This window comes from Xanthomonas euroxanthea, from assembly GCF_903989455.1.
In the GTDB taxonomy this organism is placed as follows: domain Bacteria; phylum Pseudomonadota; class Gammaproteobacteria; order Xanthomonadales; family Xanthomonadaceae; genus Xanthomonas; species Xanthomonas euroxanthea.
In genome coordinates, this window is the sequence record NZ_LR861803.1 from 2,331,760 (window position 1) to 2,348,089 (window position 16,330).

A 16,330-nucleotide genomic window follows, 5' to 3' on the forward strand; every position below is an offset into this window, starting at 1 on the left:
AGGAATCGAACCTGCGCTGGGCAGTTGAAGCGAGTCCGCAACGGCGGGGTGGCGCCACTGCCTCGGTTGCGACCCGGGTGCAATGCGCGATCGCAGGCGCAGGCGGGGTGGCTCAGCCAGTCTCGGTCAAGACACCGCGGCCGGCGACCACGTAGCAGACACCGCGGCCAGTGACCGCGCAGCACGAGTGCACGGTGTGACTGCCCCCATGCGCGCGGCGTCGCCCACCGCGCGCGTACCCAACTCCGCACGCAGGGGCGTCAGGCGGCACGCACGCGTCGGGCCGGCACCACGGCGGCGTGCAGCTGGAACACCGACACCGCATCGCGCAACTGCTGCGCCTGCTGTTCCATCGCCCGTGCGGCGGCGCTGGCTTCTTCCACCAGCGCGGCGTTCTGCTGGGTGGCCTGGTCCATCTGTGCGACGGTCTGGCCGACCTGTTCGATGCCCTGCGACTGCTGCTGCGAGGCGTCGCTGATCTCGTGCATGATCTCGGTGACGCTGTGCACCGAGTCGACGATGTCCTGCATGGTGCGACCTGCCTGGCTGACCAGCACATTGCCTTGCTCGACCCGGCACACCGAATCGTCGATCAGCTGCTTGATCTGCTTGGCCGCGCCGGCCGAGCGCTGCGCCAGCGTGCGCACTTCCGAGGCGACAACCGCAAAGCCGCGCCCCTGTTCGCCGGCGCGGGCCGCTTCCACTGCCGCGTTCAAGGCCAGGATATTGGTCTGGAACGCGATGCCGTCGATGACCGAGATGATGTCGGCGATCTTCCGGGACGCGGCCTGGATGCCGGCCATGGTGCCGACCACGTCGCCCACCACCGTGCCACCTTGCGAGGCCACCGCGGCGGCGCCGACCACCAGCTCGCTGGCGCGCCGCGCGTGCGCGGCGTTGCTGCGCACGGTGGAGGTGAGCTCTTCCATCGCAGCGGCGGTTTCCTCCAGGTTGGCGGCCTGCTGCTCGGTACGCTGCGACAGCTCCTGGTTGCCGGCGGCGATCTCGCTGGCGGCAGCGTTGATGGCATCGGTGGAGCGCTGGATGCGTCCGACGATATCGGCCAGCTGCGCCACGGTGGCATTGGCATCGTCACGCATCTGCGCGAACACGCCGTGGAAGTCGCCCTGCATGCGGGTGGTGAGGTCGCCTGCCGCGATGGCCTGCAGCACGCTGGACAACGCCCCCAGATTGCCGTCGGCGGTGGCCATCAGCTGGTTGAGGCTCTCGACCATGGCCAGGAAGTCGTGCTGGAAGCGCTGCGTATCGCCACGCACGCTGAAATCGCCGTTGGCAGCGGCCTGCGCCAGCAGCTTGATCTCGTTGTTCATTGCCGACAGGTTGGCCTTGACTGCATCCATGGTGTCGCTGAACACGGCTTTCTCGCCGGGCAGGCGGTCCATGTCCTGGCTCAGGTCGCCGATTGCATAGCGCGACATGATCTGGGCGAGTTTCATCTTCACTGCGATATGCGAGCCAATCAGGGCGTTGGTGTCGTGCACCATGCTGGCGTAGGCGCCCGGAAAGGCATCGGCGTCCATGCGGTAACTGATCTGGCCGGCATCGTGGCGTTGCGCCATCTCGCTCTGCGCGGCCAGAACGCGCTGCAGCTGCTCCTGCATCCGGCGCATGTTGTCGAGCAGCTGGCCGGTTTCATCGCGGCTGGGCGCGGCGATAGGCTCGCCGAGCTGGCCTTGGGCGATATTGGCCGCCACCGCAGCGGCGCGGCGCACATTGCGGGTCAGCCTGGACAGGGTGGACCAGCCCAGCGCCGCGATCAGCACCGCCAGCAGCGACAATCCGGCAATGGCCTGCCACATCGCGTTGCGGGCATCGGCCAGGTGACGTTCGGACTGGCGCTGCAAGGCCTGCAGCGAGACGCTGCCGAGCGCTTGCATGGCCTGGCCGAGCGCGTCCAGCGCAGCGTTCCACTGGAGATCGGCGCTGGCGTCGTTGCCGTCCAGCGCGGTGCCGAGTGCGGCCAGCGCCGCGTTCGCACGCGCGGTTTCGGCCTTGGCGGCATCGGCCAGCGCGAGGTCGGGCTGTTCCAGCAGGCCGATCGCCTTGTCCAGCTCGTGGCGGAAACGCCGGTGGCTGCGCGCCAGCTGGTTGAGCTGTTCGCGCAGCATGGCGCGGCTGCCGGCCGCCTGCGACGGGTCGCTGGCCGCATCCAGCCGGGTCAGCGACTCGGTGGCATCGGGGCTGTAGATCAGTGTGGCCACCACCAGGTGGTAGCTCTCGATATACGGGGTGTAGACCAGCTGGCTGTCGTCGCGCAGGGCATCGAGTGCGGCAAACGCCTGTTCGCTGACGGCGGCGTAGCCGTTTGCAGCGGCAGCGGCGACGTGGCGTTGCTGCAGGCCCAGCAGGGCCTTCTGGCTGCGTTCGAAGCCCGGCATGGTTGCCGTGGTGGCCAGCAGGCGCTGCAGATCGCGCTCGGCGCGCTCGGCCGCGGCGCGGGCGGTGCTGCCGCTGTCCACGTGGGCCGCGTGCAGATCGGTGATCAGCCCCAGCATCTGTTCGAGCGGCGCATAGCTGCGCAACTCGTTGCTGCTGATGGCCACACTTTCATTGAGCTTGCCGCTGTACAGCAGCACCGGAATGACCAGGCCGGCCAGCGCCAGCATCCCGATCACACCAAGCTTCCTGGCGATCGCCAGATCATCCCAGCGGCTGCTCCAGCGATGCGCAGAACGTGGGGCGGTCGGTGGCGACGGCACGGGCGAGGTGATCATGGATGCGTCTCATAGGCGTACGCAGCCTATCGGCCGATCACCGTTGTGCCTTGAGCCGGCCGGTGTCGCGCCGGCCGGCTCCATTCAGACTGTTGTGCCCGCTTGGCTCAGAACTCCTGCCAGCTGGTGTCGTTGCTGGGCGCGGTGACGACCATGCGCGGCCTGGCCGCGGCGGTGCGTCCGGCCGCTGCCACCTTGGCCTTCAGCGCGGGAGTCACCACCGGGCGCGGCGGCACGGTGCGCACCGGAGCCTTGGCATAGGCATGGGCATCGGTCTTGAACACCGCAACGGCGTCGGTGAGCTGGGTGGCCTGGTCTTCCAGCGCCCGTGCGGCGGCAGTGGCTTCTTCCACCAGCGCGGCGTTCTGCTGGGTGGTCTCGTCCATCTGGGTGACGGTCTGGTTGACCTGCTCGATGCCCGAGGATTGCTCCTGCGAGGCGGCGGAGATCTCGCCCATGATGTCGGTGACCCGCTGCACGCTGGAGACGATCTCGCCCATGGTCTTGCCGGCGCTATGCACCAGCACCGACCCCTCGGAGACGCGCTGCACCGAGTCGTCGATCAGCCCCTTGATCTCCCTGGCGGCCGCCGACGAGCGTTGCGCCAGCGTCCGCACTTCCGAAGCGACCACGGCAAATCCGCGCCCCTGTTCGCCGGCACGCGCCGCTTCCACCGCCGCGTTCAAGGCCAGGATGTTGGTCTGGAACGAGATGCCGTCGATGACCGAGATGATGTCGGCGATCTTCTTGGAGGAGGCTTCGATCCCGCTCATGGTCTCGACCACCCTGCTGACGATCTCGCCGCCCTGCGAGGCCACACCGGCCGCGCCGATGGCGAGCTGGTTGGCCTGACGTGCGCTCTCGGCGTTCTGCTTGACGGTGGAGGTGAGCTCTTCCATCGAGGCAGCGGTTTCCTCCAGGTTGGCGGCCTGCTGTTCGGTGCGCTGCGACAGATCCTGGTTGCCGGCCGCGATCTCGCTGGCGGCGCCCTTGATCGACACCGCCGAGGCCTTGATGCCGCTGACGATCTCGGCCAGCTGCGTGGCCGTGGCGTTGGCATCGTCGCGCATCTGCGCGAACACGCCGCGGAAGTCGCCGCTCATGCGCGCGGTGAGGTCGCCGGCGGCGATGGACTGCAGCAGGCTGGACAGCGACTGCAGATTGCCGTCGGCGGTGGACATCAGGTTGTTGAGGCTTTCCACCATCAGGCGGAAGTCGTACTGGAAGCGCTCGGCATCGCCGCGGGCACTGAAGTCGCCGTTGGCCGCCGACACGGCCAGGTGCTTGATCTCGGTGTTCATTGCGCCGAGATTGACCTTGACCTGCGCCATGGTCTCGCTGAGCACGGCCTTTTCGCCGGGCAGTTTCTCCATGTCCTCGGACAGGTCGCCGATCGCGTAGCGGCCCATGATCTGCGCCAGACGCAGCTTCACCGCGATGTGCGAGCCCACCAACGTATTGGTGTCATGCGCCATGCGGCCGTACTCGCCGGGGAAGGCGTCGGCATCGATACGGAAGCTGATCTGGCCATCGTCGTGGCGCTTGGCCATGTCGGTCTGGGCGGCGAGCAGGTTGCGCAACTGCAGCTGCATCTTGCTCATCGCCTTGAGCAGGCGGCCGCTTTCGTCGTTGAACTGGGTGTCGACGTCGTTGTCCAGCTTGCCGCCGGCAATCGATTCGGCCGCGCGGGTGGCCCGGCTCAGCGGCTGGGTCAGGCTGCGGGTGATCAGCAGGCCCAGCACGCCGCTCAGCAGCACCACCAGCAGCGAGCCGGCGATCAGCAGCTTGCGCGAGTCGTCCATGGATTGAAGCGCAACGGCGGAGGCCTCGGCCGACAGCGTGTTCTGCAGCGCGATGTTCTCGGCGATCTTGTCCTGCCACTGCTGCATCGCCGGTGCGGCCTTGGTCAGCAGCAAGGGCAGGGCCTCATCGCTATGGCCGGTCTGGACCAGGTCCATGACCTGGTCGTTGAGTACCTTGACCACGGCGCGGCGGCGATCGATTTCTGCGCGGATCTCCCGGCCCTGGTCAGACGGTGGAATCGCATACAGTGCTTCGCGTGCCTTGGAATAGTCGGCGCGCGCAGCCTGGATGGTCTCGATAAACTTGAGATTATCTTCGCTGCTGGTTGGCAAAACCACATTGCGGATCTGCATCGCAATAATGTAGTTGGCATTCATCATGTCGTTGGACAGGCGAATCTTCACCATGTTCTGGTGCACCAGATCGTCGACCAGGGTGCGTGCCGAGCTCAGCCCGCGATAGCCGATAATGGCAATGAGGGCGGAGAGAACGATAAGCACGGCAAATGCCGCCGCCAGTCGGGGGGCGACGTTATAGCGTTGAAGAAATGCAGTCATGATCAATTCCCGGCAGGCGGTGCGCAATGGATGGGAGCGATCAGGTGACGCCGAACAGTGTCTGCGTCACATGTCGCTATGCGCAGTAACGGCGCGCGACAGCATCGCTGAATACCTCGATATCAAAAAAATATATAACGCGGTCAGGCTTGTGAAAAATAATAAATCGCGAGAATGGAATTGATCGGTTTGTGTAATCGTTATCGGCGGGGGATGACGGCGGACTCGACAATAATCGTATTGCTACATAAATAAAAAGTTATTCGAATGCTGTTTTATTCTTTATCGGGTTGATGCGCCTTTTAAAAAGCGTGGCGCGGCATAAAAAAAGCCGCGCTCTGGAGAGCGCGGCTTGCGTTTGACGGCGGCCAGTGTGCGGCCGCTGCGGCGAGGCCTAAAACTCGGCCCAGTCCGATTCGTTGGACGGAGCCAATGCCACGGCAGCACGTGCCGCCGGCCTGGCGACCTGCGGCCTAGGCGCCGGTGCGCTGGCCGCGGCAGGCCGCTTGGCAGCGAGTTGGCGCACCACCGGCGTGGCGCGGGTCACTGCTTCGAGTTCGGCTGACAGGCGGAACAAGGCGACCGCCTCGGTGAGCTGTTGCGCCTGTTCTTCCATCGACCGTGCGGCGGCGGTGGCTTCTTCCACCAGTGCGGCGTTCTGCTGGGTCGCCTCGTCCATCTGGGTGACGGTCTGGTTGACCTGCTCGATGCCGGCCGACTGTTCCTGCGAGGCGGCGGAGATCTCGCTCATGATGTCGGTGACGCGCTGCACCGAGGAGACGATCTCGCTCATGGTGCTGCCGGCCTGGTTCACCAGCGCCGAGCCTTCGGCCACCTTGCTGACCGAATCGTCGATCAGGCTCTTGATTTCCTTGGCGGCGCCGGCCGAACGCTGTGCCAACGTGCGCACCTCGGAGGCGACCACGGCAAAGCCACGGCCCTGTTCGCCGGCGCGCGCCGCTTCCACCGCCGCGTTCAAGGCCAGGATATTGGTCTGGAAGGCGATGCCGTCGATGACCGAGATGATCTCGGCGATCTTCCTGGACGAGGTCTGGATGCCGGACATGGTGTCCACCACCTGGCTGACCACGGCGCCGCCGTGCGAGGCCACATCGGCCGCACCGATGGCGAGCTGGTTGGCCTGGCGCGCATGCTCGGCGTTCTGCTTCACCGTGGAGGTGAGCTCTTCCATCGAGGCGGCGGTTTCTTCCAGGTTGGCGGCCTGCTGCTCGGTGCGCTGCGACAAGTCGTTGTTGCCGGCGGCGATTTCGCCGGCAGCGGTGTTGATGGCCAGCGTGGAGTGCTTGATGCGGCCGACGATATCGGTCAGGCGCTGGGTGGTGGCATTGGCATCGTCACGCAGGCGCGCGAACACGCCGTGGAACTGCCCGTCCATGCGTGCGGTCAGGTCGCCTTCGGCCACCGCGCCGAGCAGCTGCGACAGCTTGCCCAGATTGCGGTCGCTGACCTCCATCATCGAGTTCAGATCCGCCACCATCACCGCGAAGTCGTACTTGAAGCGCGCCGCGTCGCCACGTGCGCTGAAGTCGCCGGCGGCTGCGGCCTGCGCCAGCTGCTTGATCTCGGTATTGATCGACAACAGGCTGGCCTTGGCCGCATCCATCGCTTCATGCAGGATCGCGCGGCTGGCCGGCAGGCGGCGTGCGTCCTGGGTCAGGTCGCCCTGTGCGTACTGGTTGAGGATGCACACCGCGTCGGTGATGGCATCCAGATGCTCGAAGATCATCGTGTTGATGCCGCCGGCCAGCGTGCCGTACACGCCGGGGAAATCCTCCGGCATGCGGTGGGTGATGTCTTCGGCCGCATGCAGGTGTGACATGCGCGCGGTCTCGTCGCTGAAGCGGCGCAGCATCTGCGTCATGCCGCCGGTGGCCTCGAGCATCTGGCCGATCTCGTCGTTGCTGGTCTTGTGGACCTGCACGCTCAGGTCGCCGCGCGAGACCGCCTTGATGGCGCCCAGCGCCTTGGCCAGCGGATTGGTGATGCTGCGTGCGATCAGCCAGCCAAAGGTTACCGACAGTGCCGCCATCAGCAGCGTGCCCAGCAGCAATACCGCGCTGGTCAGCTTGAACGAGGCGGCGCTGGCCGCGACCATGTCGCTCAGTGCCTTGGACTGCTGTGCATAGAGCTTGTCGACCGAGGCGAACACCTCCTTGCGCAGTTCGCCGGACTGATTGCGCGAAAATTCCATCGCCGCGCTGCGATCGGGTTGTGCATAGAGCACGCGCAGCTGCCGGTTGGCGGCGAAATAGCGCGTGCTGGCATCGGTCAGCCTGGCGTATTCGGCCTTCAGCGGTGAGGCAGCGCCGATCTTGGCGTCCAGGAGCTTTTGCGTCTCCACGTACTTGGCCTGGATCTCGTCCATGCGCTTGAAGAACATCGCATAGCGTTCCGGGTCGTCCAGATTGGCAAACTGGCCCACTTCATAGACGCGGAATTCGCCGGCAAAGCCACGCAGCTCGGACAGACGGCTCAGCACCGGCACCACGTCCTGGTTGATCAGGGTGGTCTGCTGCTGCATCTGCCGCATGCGTGAATAGCCCAGGCCGCCCAGCAAGGCGGTGAGCACGGCGCTCAGGCAGAAGGCAACCATCAGTTTGCGGCGGATCGGCCAATCGTTGAACTTGTTCATCAGTGACTCCGGGACATTGCGCAGGGACGCTCTCCAGCACGCTAACGGCCGCCCGGGATGATTCTTTATTTTTGAAGGACGAACGGTAGGGCCGCCGGCCGGTGTGTGCGGCGATCAGCCGCCGGCAACGCGGCCGTGGCGGGCAGGGTGCGCACGCCGGTGACGCTGAAGGTGCGCGGGAGCCGCCCCGGTCAGGGCAGCGCCGCTGCACTCAGAAATCCTGCCACTGGCTGTCGTTGCCGGCGGCACTGCCGGGCGACTTGCGGGTAGGGGGACGCGGCGGCATGGCAGCGCGCTTGTTGCCGGTCGGTGCCCGTGTGGAGGGCGCAACCGGGCTGACGCCGGGTGTGGCGGCAGCGGCAATCGCCGCCGGCCTGCCGACGTGGCTGAGCTTGAACACCGCCACCGCATCGGTCAGTTGGCCGGCCTGTTCTTCCATCGCGCGTGCAGCGGCGGTGGCTTCTTCCACCAGGGCCGCGTTCTGCTGGGTGGCTTCGTCCATCTGGGTGACGGTGAGGTTGACCTGCTCGATGCCGCTGGACTGCTCCTGCGAGGCGGCGGAGATCTCGCCCATGATGTCGGTGACACGCTGCACGCTGGCCACGATCTCGGCCATGGTGGTGCCGGCCTGCTGCACCAGCGACGCGCCCTGCGCGACCTTGCCTACCGAGTCGTCGATCAACTGCTTGATCTCTTTCGCCGCGCCGGCCGAGCGCTGCGCCAACGTGCGCACTTCGGTGGCGACCACGGCGAAACCACGCCCCTGTTCGCCGGCACGCGCCGCTTCCACCGCCGCGTTCAAGGCCAGGATATTGGTCTGGAAGGCGATACCGTCGATGACCGAGATGATCTCGGCAATCTTCTTCGACGAGACTTCGATGCCGGACATGGTGGTGACCACCTGCGCCACCACCGCGCCGCCATGCGAGGCGACATCGGCCGCGCCGATCGCCAGCTGGTTGGCCTGGCGCGCGTGCTCGGCGTTCTGCTTGACGGTGGAGGTGAGCTCCTCCATCGAGGCGGCGGTTTCCTCCAGGTTGGCGGCCTGTTGTTCGGTGCGTTGCGACAGGTCGCTGTTGCCGGCGGCAATCTCGCTGGCGGCCGCGTTGATCTGCGTGGCCGAGGTCTGGATGCCCGCCACGATGCCGGTCAGTTGCGCCACGGTGGCGTTGGCATCGTCGCGCATGCGGGCGAACACGCCCTGGAACTGTCCGTCCATGCGCACGGTGAGGTCGCCCTCGGCCAGCGCGCTGAGCAGGCGGGAAATACGTTCCAGGCCTTGCGAGGTGGTTTCCAGCAGGCCGTTGAGCTGACGGCCGAATTCCAGATAGAAGCCGTGCTTGTCGTCCAATGCCAGGCGTTGGCCGAAGTCGCCCATCAGCGCCGACTGCACCAGCGCGGCGACCTCTGCCTGCGTGCTGACCTCGGCGCTGACATTGCGCCACAGCAGCATGCTGCCGCTGCGATGACCATCGGCGGCGTACAGCGGGGTCATGCTCAGATCCAGCGTCACCGGCCCGAAGGCGTAGCGCTCCAACGTGGTGGACTGCAGTTGTTGCAGGCGTTGCAAGCGTGCCTTGCCGTCGGCATCGGTGCCGAACACATAGTCCAGCGGATTGCCGACCACCGCATCGGCGCTGAAGCCCTGCTGGCCCTTGGCATGAAACGCCGCTTCGCTGCGCTTCAACGAGTTGTGCAGCGCCTGGGTGATGAACACCGCCGTGTGCTGCTCGTCGGCCAGCAGCACTTCCATCTCCGAATGTTCCAGCGCGGTGCGGATGCGCAGGTTTTCGTTGGCGATCTGCGCATCGCGCTCGATGCGCTGGCGCAGGTCGGTCTGCATGCGCTGCATGGCGCCCATCAGGCGGCCCACCTCGTCCTGGCGCTGCGCGGCGATCTGGTTGTCCAGCTTGCCGGAGGCAATGGCACCTGCCACCTTTGCAGCGGCATCCAGCGGGCCCACCACCTGACGGCGCAACAGTGCGAACAGCGCAACGCTGAGCACCAGCGCCGAGCCCAGGCCGACCGCCAGGATGGTCCACAACAGGCGATGTGCCTGCTGCATGATCGCCGCATACGGCACCACCACGCCCAGCGCAAAACGCTCCTGCGCGTGGCCGATCTGCAACGGCACATAGGCGCTGACCGTGCCGGCGGCGTCCGGCGTGAAGTCCAGATAGTCCTTGCCGGCCCTGGTGGCCTTCAGCATCGCGCGGTAGTCGGCACCGTCGGCCGGCTTGCCGATCCGCGCAGCGTCGCGCGAGGCCAGAATCACCCCGGCCGGCGAGATCAGCTCGACATAGCCATCGTCCATCGGACGCAAGGTGCTCAGGCGCTTCTGCAACGCGGCCAGGGCGAAATCCACCGACACCACGCCCACATAGTTGCCATGGTCCAGGATGGGCGTGGACAAGGTGGTCATCAGCACCGGCTTGCCGCCGATCTGGTAATCGTAGGGGCCGGCCACGATCTGGCGGCCCAGCTCGCGGGGCTTGAGGTACCAGTCGCCGTCGCCGGGCTTTTCGTAGCCGACCAACGGCTCGCGGATCAGCGACTGCCCGTTGTAGGCCCAGTAGGTCATGAAACGGCCGGTGTTGTCGTGACCCTGGGCATCGACATAGTCGCCGTCCTTGCCGTCGAAGGCCTGCGGCTCCCACAAGGTGCCCATGCCCACCCATTCGGGATGGTTCTGCAACGCGTCGTGCACGATCGCCGCCGCCGCCTCGCGGCTCACCCCGCCATGCGCACGCTGCGCCAGCAAGGCGCTGGCGAGCGACTGGCCGGTGGTGAATGCCTGCCCCAGCTCGCTGCCGATCTGCTCGGCCTGATAGCGCGCCGCGTTCTGCATCGTGGTCTGTGCCGAAGCGATCAGCGCGCGACTGCTTTGCCAGTAGCTGATCGCCGCGGTCAGGCCGAAGCACAGCAATGCAGCGACCGCGGTGCCGAGCATCAGGCGGTACGCCAGACTGCCGCCGGAGCGGGATTGCGTGGGGGGCGAGGGCATGGGCGTGGCTTCGAAGTGAGGAGGTGGTACGGGAGAGCGATCTGGTGGCGATCAGCTGGCGACGCGCAGGGCCTCCGCGCGCGTGGCACCACGGCCGGGGCCGCGCTGCACGGGCGAGGCCGCGGTCACCCGGAAGCTGGACACCGCCTCGTCGAGCTGCTGCGCCTGCTGCTGCATGGCGTTGGCGGCGGCGGTGGCTTCTTCCACCAGCGCGGCGTTCTGCTGGGTGCTCTCGTCCATCTGGGTGACGGTGAGATTGACCTGCTCGATGCCGGCCGATTGCTCCTGCGAGGCGGCAGAGATCTCGCTCATGATGTCGGTCACGCGCTGCACCGAGGACACGATCTCGGCCATGGTCTTGCCGGCCTGATCCACCAGCGCCGAGCCCTGCGCCACCTTGCCGACCGAGTCGTCGATCAGGTGCTTGATCTCCTTTGCCGCGCCGGCCGAGCGCTGCGCCAGCGTGCGTACCTCGGAGGCAACCACGGCAAAGCCGCGGCCCTGTTCGCCGGCACGGGCCGCTTCCACCGCTGCGTTCAAGGCCAGGATGTTGGTCTGGAAGGCGATGCCATCGATGACCGAGATGATCTCGGCGATCTTCTTCGACGAGGTCTGGATGCCGGACATGGTGTCCACCACCTGGCTGACCACCTGGCCGCCTTGCGAGGCCACCGATGCGGCGCCGATTGCCAACTGGTTGGCCTGGCGCGCGCTTTCGGCGTTCTGCCTGACCGTGGAGGTGAGCTCTTCCATCGAGGCGGCGGTTTCTTCCAGGTTGGCTGCCTGTTGTTCGGTGCGCTGCGACAGGTCGTTGTTGCCGGCGGCGATCTCGCTGGCCGACCCGGTGATGGCACCGGCGGCCTGCTGGATGCGCCCGACGATGCCGGCCAGCTGCGTGGCGGTGGTGTTGGCATCATCGCGCATGCGCGCGAACACGCCGTGGAACTCACCGTCCAGGCGCGCGGTGAGGTCGCCCTCGGCCAGCGCGGCCAATAGCTCGGACAGCTTGCCCAGGTTGCGGTCGCTGACGTCCATCATCGCGTTGAGGTCGTTGATCATGCGCGCCGAGTCGTGCCTGAAACGCGTGGCATCGCCGCGCTGGCTGAAGTCGCCATTGGCCGCAGCCTGGGCCAGCCGCTTGATCTCGGTGTTGATCGCCAGCAGGCTGGCCTTGGCCGCATCCATCGCTTCGTGCAGCACCGCCCGGGTACCGGGCAGGCGCGCGGCGTCGCGCGACAGGTCGCCTTGCGCGTACTCGTTGAGGATGCCGATCGCATCGATGATGGCGTCCAGGTGTTCGAAGATCATCGTGTTGATGCCGCCGGCCAGCTCGCCGTAGACGCCGGGAAAATCGGTGGGCATGCGGTGGCTGACGTCTTCGCCGGCGTGCATGTGCATCATCACCTTGGTCTGCGCGGAGAAGCGCTCCAGCGTATGCACCATGTCGTCGGTGGCCTTGAGCATCTGGCCGATTTCATCGCTGCCATGCTGGGCGGTGCGCACGCTCAGATCGCCACGCGCCACGCCCTTGATGGCGGCAAGCGCGCGCGACACCGGCTCCAGCACCGAATTGCCGATCAGCCAGCCCACCAGCAGGTTGAGCAGCACCAGCACGCCGCCGGCCAGGGTGACGATGCCGGTGAAGACCAGCGCCTGCGCCTGGGTGTCGTCCAGATACACGCCGGTGCCGATCACCCAGCCCCACGGCTTGTACAGCGAGGCGTAGGAGGTTTTCTGCACCGGGTCTTTTTCGCCGGGCTTGGCCCAGGCGTAATCGACGTAGCCGCCGCCGGCCTGCGCCGCGCTGACGAAGGCCGGGAAGATGCGCTTGCCGTCGGGGCTCAGCACATCGTTGAGCGGCTTGCCGATGAGGTCCGGGCGGGTGGGGTGCATCAGCATCATCGGCGCCTGGTCGGTGACGTAGATGTAATCCACGCCGCCACGTGCGCGCATGGTGGACAAGGTATGCAGCGCGGCCTTCTTGGCGCTGTCCACATCCATCTCGCCCTTTTCGGCGCGCTCGGCATAGCCATTGACCACCGCGATGGCCATTTCGATCTGGCTCTTGAGCCCGTCGCGGCGCGTATCGGTGAGATCCACGTATTGCAAGCGTGCGGCGATCACCGCCAGCACGATGATGCCCAGCGCCACCAGCGCGGTCTGCGCCAGAAACTTGCGCTTCAGCGGTACGTTGGCCAGCGTGTTTGCAATCGTGGTCTTGAAGGTCATGGCAGGTATCCAGCAAAGGAATGTGACCGAGGTAAGTCGAATAGCGACCTGATCCCCAAAATGTTGAGCAGTGCGCGACAGCCGGCGTGAGGGCGTTTTTCAGTGCGTTTTGCAGGTGCGCCAGCCGCACCTTGGGGGCGTCATACGGGTGCCATGGCGATGCGGCGGCGTGTATCGGGCCGGGCAGGGCACGCGGCCCGTGGACCCGCTGGCAAAGGCCGTGCGCACGAGGGCGATAGGACCTGCAGCGCAGGCCGGCGCTTCGGCGCACGTCGCGCAGCGCGGGGCTGGCTGGCTGGCTGGCTGGAGAGCCTACGACGCCGCGGCGAGCATCGCGGTCGCGAGGCGGGCAATGCTCAGTGGCGTTGCGTTGTGCCCACGCTGGCCATCGATTGCTGCAGGGTGTGCAGTTGCGTCCACAGCCGTGCGTCGCCTGCATGGTCCAGCGACAAGGCCTGCGCAGCCTGCAGGTCGCCGGCATGCAGGGCGCGGTTGGCCTGGCGCTGCTGCGCCAGATACTGGCCCAGTTGCTGCTGCACCAGCGCAAACTGGCGCGCCTGCTCGCCCTGTGGCGCGCTGGCCTGGACGTAGCCCGCATGCCGTGCGATGCGTTGACGCAGGTTGCCCAGGCGCTCGTCGTAGGCCTCGATGCGGGCGGGGTCATGCGCTGCGGCAAGCTGCGCCCGCTGCTCGTCGCGCAACTGCACCAGGTCGATGGCGAGGGACTGCAGCGCGTTCACCGGCACGTTGTCCAGCAGGACCGACACCGGCGCGGCCGGTGCTGCGAAGGACGGCGGCAACGAGATGCTGGCAGCCAGCAGCGCGGCGGCGCACACCGAGCCCAGCAGGTGGCGGACAGCGCGTGGTGAGTTGACGGTGGGCATGCGGACTTCCTTCGACGTGGCGCGGGCCAGGCAGCCCTCATTGCTCCCTGTATCGGCCGCAGCGGCGCGCGCTTGATCACCTTTCGACGGACGGCACGTTTGCGGGGGAAACGCAGGGGGTATTGCGAAGGGCGTGCGTCTGTCGGTCGCTGCCAGATGGCAGAACGCCCCGGCAGGATCGGGGCGTGTTGAGCGTCGCCGTGGTTGGCCCTGCGCGCGCGGGTAGGCGCTGCGCCGCACATGTTCCGACACGTGGGGCAGCGGCTGCAGGCCGTGCGGCACGCGTCGCGGGGCAGGTGCGCAATTGACGGGACTGTGCCGGACTGCGGTGCCTGGCAGAAATGAAAAGCCCCGGCATCGCTGCCAGGGCTTTGTCGTGACCGCACACAGTCGGCGGCCTTTTCTCCCGCGGGAGAAGGAGCCACACCGCGCTTGGTGCGTGGCCTGGCGTGTTACGCGGCCTGCGGCACACGCAGCGAGCGCACCAGCCCGCCGATGTCCACGATCAGCGAGACCCGGCCATCGCCTAGGATGGTGGCGCCTGAGACACCCGGGATACGGCGGTAATTGTTCTCGATGTTCTTGACCACGACCTGTTGCTGGCCGAGCAATTCGTCCACTTCCAGCGCGATCTTCTGGCCGTCGCCTTCGACCACCACCACCAGCGGTTCCTGCGAGGACTGCTGCCCGCCGAAGCCGTAGTAGTCGGTAAGCGACAGGATCGGCAGGTACTCGCCGCGCACCCGCAGCACCCGACCATCGCCCGCCATCGAGCGGATGTCTTCCGGCGCCGGCTGCAGTGCCTCGAGCACGTAGGCCAGCGGCAGGATCAGGGTTTCGCCGGCGACCGAGACGGTCATGCCGTCCAGGATGGCCAGGGTCAGCGGCAGGCGGATCAGCACGCGGGTACCGCTGCCGGCGTTGCTTTCCAGCTGCACTTCGCCACCCAGGCCCTGGATGTTGCGGCGGACCACGTCCATGCCCACGCCACGACCGGACAGGTCGGTCACCGCATCGGCGGTGGAGAAACCCGGTGCGAAGATCAGGTCCCACACCTGCGCGTCGGTCGGGTTGTCCGGCACGGCGATGCCGCGTTCGGCGGCTTTTTCCAGGATCTTGGCGCGATTGAGGCCACGGCCGTCGTCGCTGACTTCGATCACGATATGGCCGCCCTGGTGCGAGGCCGCCAGGGTGATCGTGCCGGTCTCGTCCTTGCCGGAGGCGCGACGCGCATCGGGCATTTCCAGACCGTGGTCGATCGAGTTGCGCACCAGGTGCACCAACGGATCGGCAATCTTTTCGATCAGGCCCTTGTCCAGTTCCGTGCCTTCGCCGATGGTGCGCAGGCGGACCTGCTTGCCGAGGCGGCTGGAGAGGTCGCGGACCAGGCGCGGGAAGCGACGGAACACCGCGTCCACCGGCAGCATGCGCACGCCGATGACCGCTTCCTGCAGGTCGCGGGTATTGCGTTCGAGCAGATCCAGGCCGGCGAACAGCTGTTCGGCATGCGCCGGATCCAGGCCGGTGGAGACCTGCTTGAGCATGGCCTGGGTGATGACCAGCTCGCCGACCAGATTGATCAGGGCATCGACCTTGTCGACGCTGACGCGGATCGAGGTTTCCGCTTCGGCCGCGGCGGCCTTGGCCGGCGTGGCAGCGGCGGCGGCAGGTTCGGCAGGTGCCGCAGCGACGGCGACAGGCGCAGCGGCGGCTTCGACGGCCAGGCTCGGCGGCGGGCCGGGCACCGCCATCGGGCGGATCTCCAGCTCGCAATCGTCCACCACCCAGGCGAAGGTGTCTTCGATCTTGCTGCGCGGAATCTTGCCGATCAGGCCCAGATCCCAGGCCAGGTAGGCTTCCAGCGGGTCGATGTTCTCGAAGCCCGGCATGCGCTCCAGGCGCGCGGCAATCTGCAGCGGGCCCAGGTGCTCGAGCTCGCGGATGATGCGCAGCGGGTCGTTGCCGCTCATGAACAGCGACGGCGCCGGGGTGAAGCCGATATGCCAGGCTTCGGGTTCTTCTTCCTTCGGCTTGGCCACCGCCGCGGCGGTCGGCGCTTCGCCGGCCAGCACCGCGTTCAAACGGGTATGCACGGCCTTGACCGCGGCCGGGTCGGCCGGGGTGCCGTGTTCGGCTTCGCGCAGCAGCGCGCGCAGCACGTCGACCGAGCCGAGCATGGCATCGACCGCATTGGGCTCGAGCTGGCGCTTGTTGGAGCGCAACTCGTCCAGCAGCGTCTCCAGCACGTGGGTCAGGCCGGCGACCGCTTCGAAACCGAAGGTGGCAGCGCCGCCCTTGATCGAGTGCGCGGCGCGGAACACCGAGTTGATGATTTCCGGGTCGCGGTTGCCCTCTTCAAGGGACAACAGCCCGGCCTCCATCGCGTCCAGCCCTTCGCGGCTTTCCTCGAAAAAGGTGGCGTGGAAACGTTGCAGGTCCATGCTCATGGGCGTGACATCCGATGG

Annotated in this window: 8 protein-coding genes; 1 reads left to right on the forward strand and 7 read right to left on the reverse strand. The window is 66.8% G+C overall.

Translation table 11 applies throughout. The features are described 5' to 3' along the window. Window positions 1–260: 260 nt before the first annotated feature. Together H7A86_RS09905 and H7A86_RS09910 are read right to left on the reverse strand one after the other, a co-directional pair. Window positions 261–2,735, reverse strand: coding sequence for a methyl-accepting chemotaxis protein (locus tag H7A86_RS09905; RefSeq protein WP_119132033.1), 2,475 nt, complete (start codon window positions 2,733–2,735; stop codon window positions 261–263). A gap of 107 nt (window positions 2,736–2,842) precedes the next feature. Then, the gene (locus tag H7A86_RS09910) at window positions 2,843–5,095 is read right to left on the reverse strand and encodes a methyl-accepting chemotaxis protein (RefSeq protein ID WP_119132108.1); all 2,253 of its coding nucleotides are present in this window, start codon (window positions 5,093–5,095) and stop codon (window positions 2,843–2,845) included. Here H7A86_RS09910 and H7A86_RS09915 point away from each other — a divergent pair. Then, window positions 5,094–5,279 (forward strand): hypothetical protein, encoded by a 186-nt coding sequence (locus H7A86_RS09915; RefSeq protein WP_126943016.1) that lies wholly within the window; start codon window positions 5,094–5,096, stop codon window positions 5,277–5,279. The two genes, H7A86_RS09910 and H7A86_RS09915, sit on opposite strands and share 2 nt — an antisense overlap. A 210-nt stretch (window positions 5,280–5,489) precedes the next feature. Here H7A86_RS09915 and H7A86_RS09920 read toward each other — a convergent pair whose 3' ends face one another. The 5 genes from H7A86_RS09920 to H7A86_RS09940 all read right to left on the reverse strand — a co-directional run bounded on the left by H7A86_RS09920 (window position 5,490) and on the right by H7A86_RS09940 (window position 16,312). Beyond that, entirely contained in the window at window positions 5,490–7,748 is a 2,259-nt protein-coding gene (locus H7A86_RS09920; protein WP_119132032.1) for a methyl-accepting chemotaxis protein, read from the reverse strand. A 211-nt stretch (window positions 7,749–7,959) separates the two neighbouring features. Then, complete coding sequence (locus H7A86_RS09925; protein ID WP_180708101.1) at window positions 7,960–10,752, reverse strand: methyl-accepting chemotaxis protein; 2,793 nt, start codon at window positions 10,750–10,752, stop codon at window positions 7,960–7,962. 51 nt (window positions 10,753–10,803) lie between these two features. After that, on the reverse strand, window positions 10,804–12,981 hold the full coding sequence (locus H7A86_RS09930; protein WP_119132030.1) for a methyl-accepting chemotaxis protein: 2,178 nt from the start codon (window positions 12,979–12,981) through the stop codon (window positions 10,804–10,806). Between the two features lie 356 nt (window positions 12,982–13,337). Next, window positions 13,338–13,865 carry a hypothetical protein gene (locus H7A86_RS09935; protein ID WP_047125429.1) on the reverse strand — a complete coding sequence of 176 codons (528 nt, stop codon included), beginning with the start codon at window positions 13,863–13,865 and terminating at the stop codon, window positions 13,338–13,340. 452 nt (window positions 13,866–14,317) lie between these two features. Continuing rightward, window positions 14,318–16,312, reverse strand: coding sequence for a chemotaxis protein CheA (locus H7A86_RS09940; RefSeq protein ID WP_119132029.1), 1,995 nt, complete (start codon window positions 16,310–16,312; stop codon window positions 14,318–14,320). Between the last annotated feature and the right edge of the window lie 18 nt (window positions 16,313–16,330).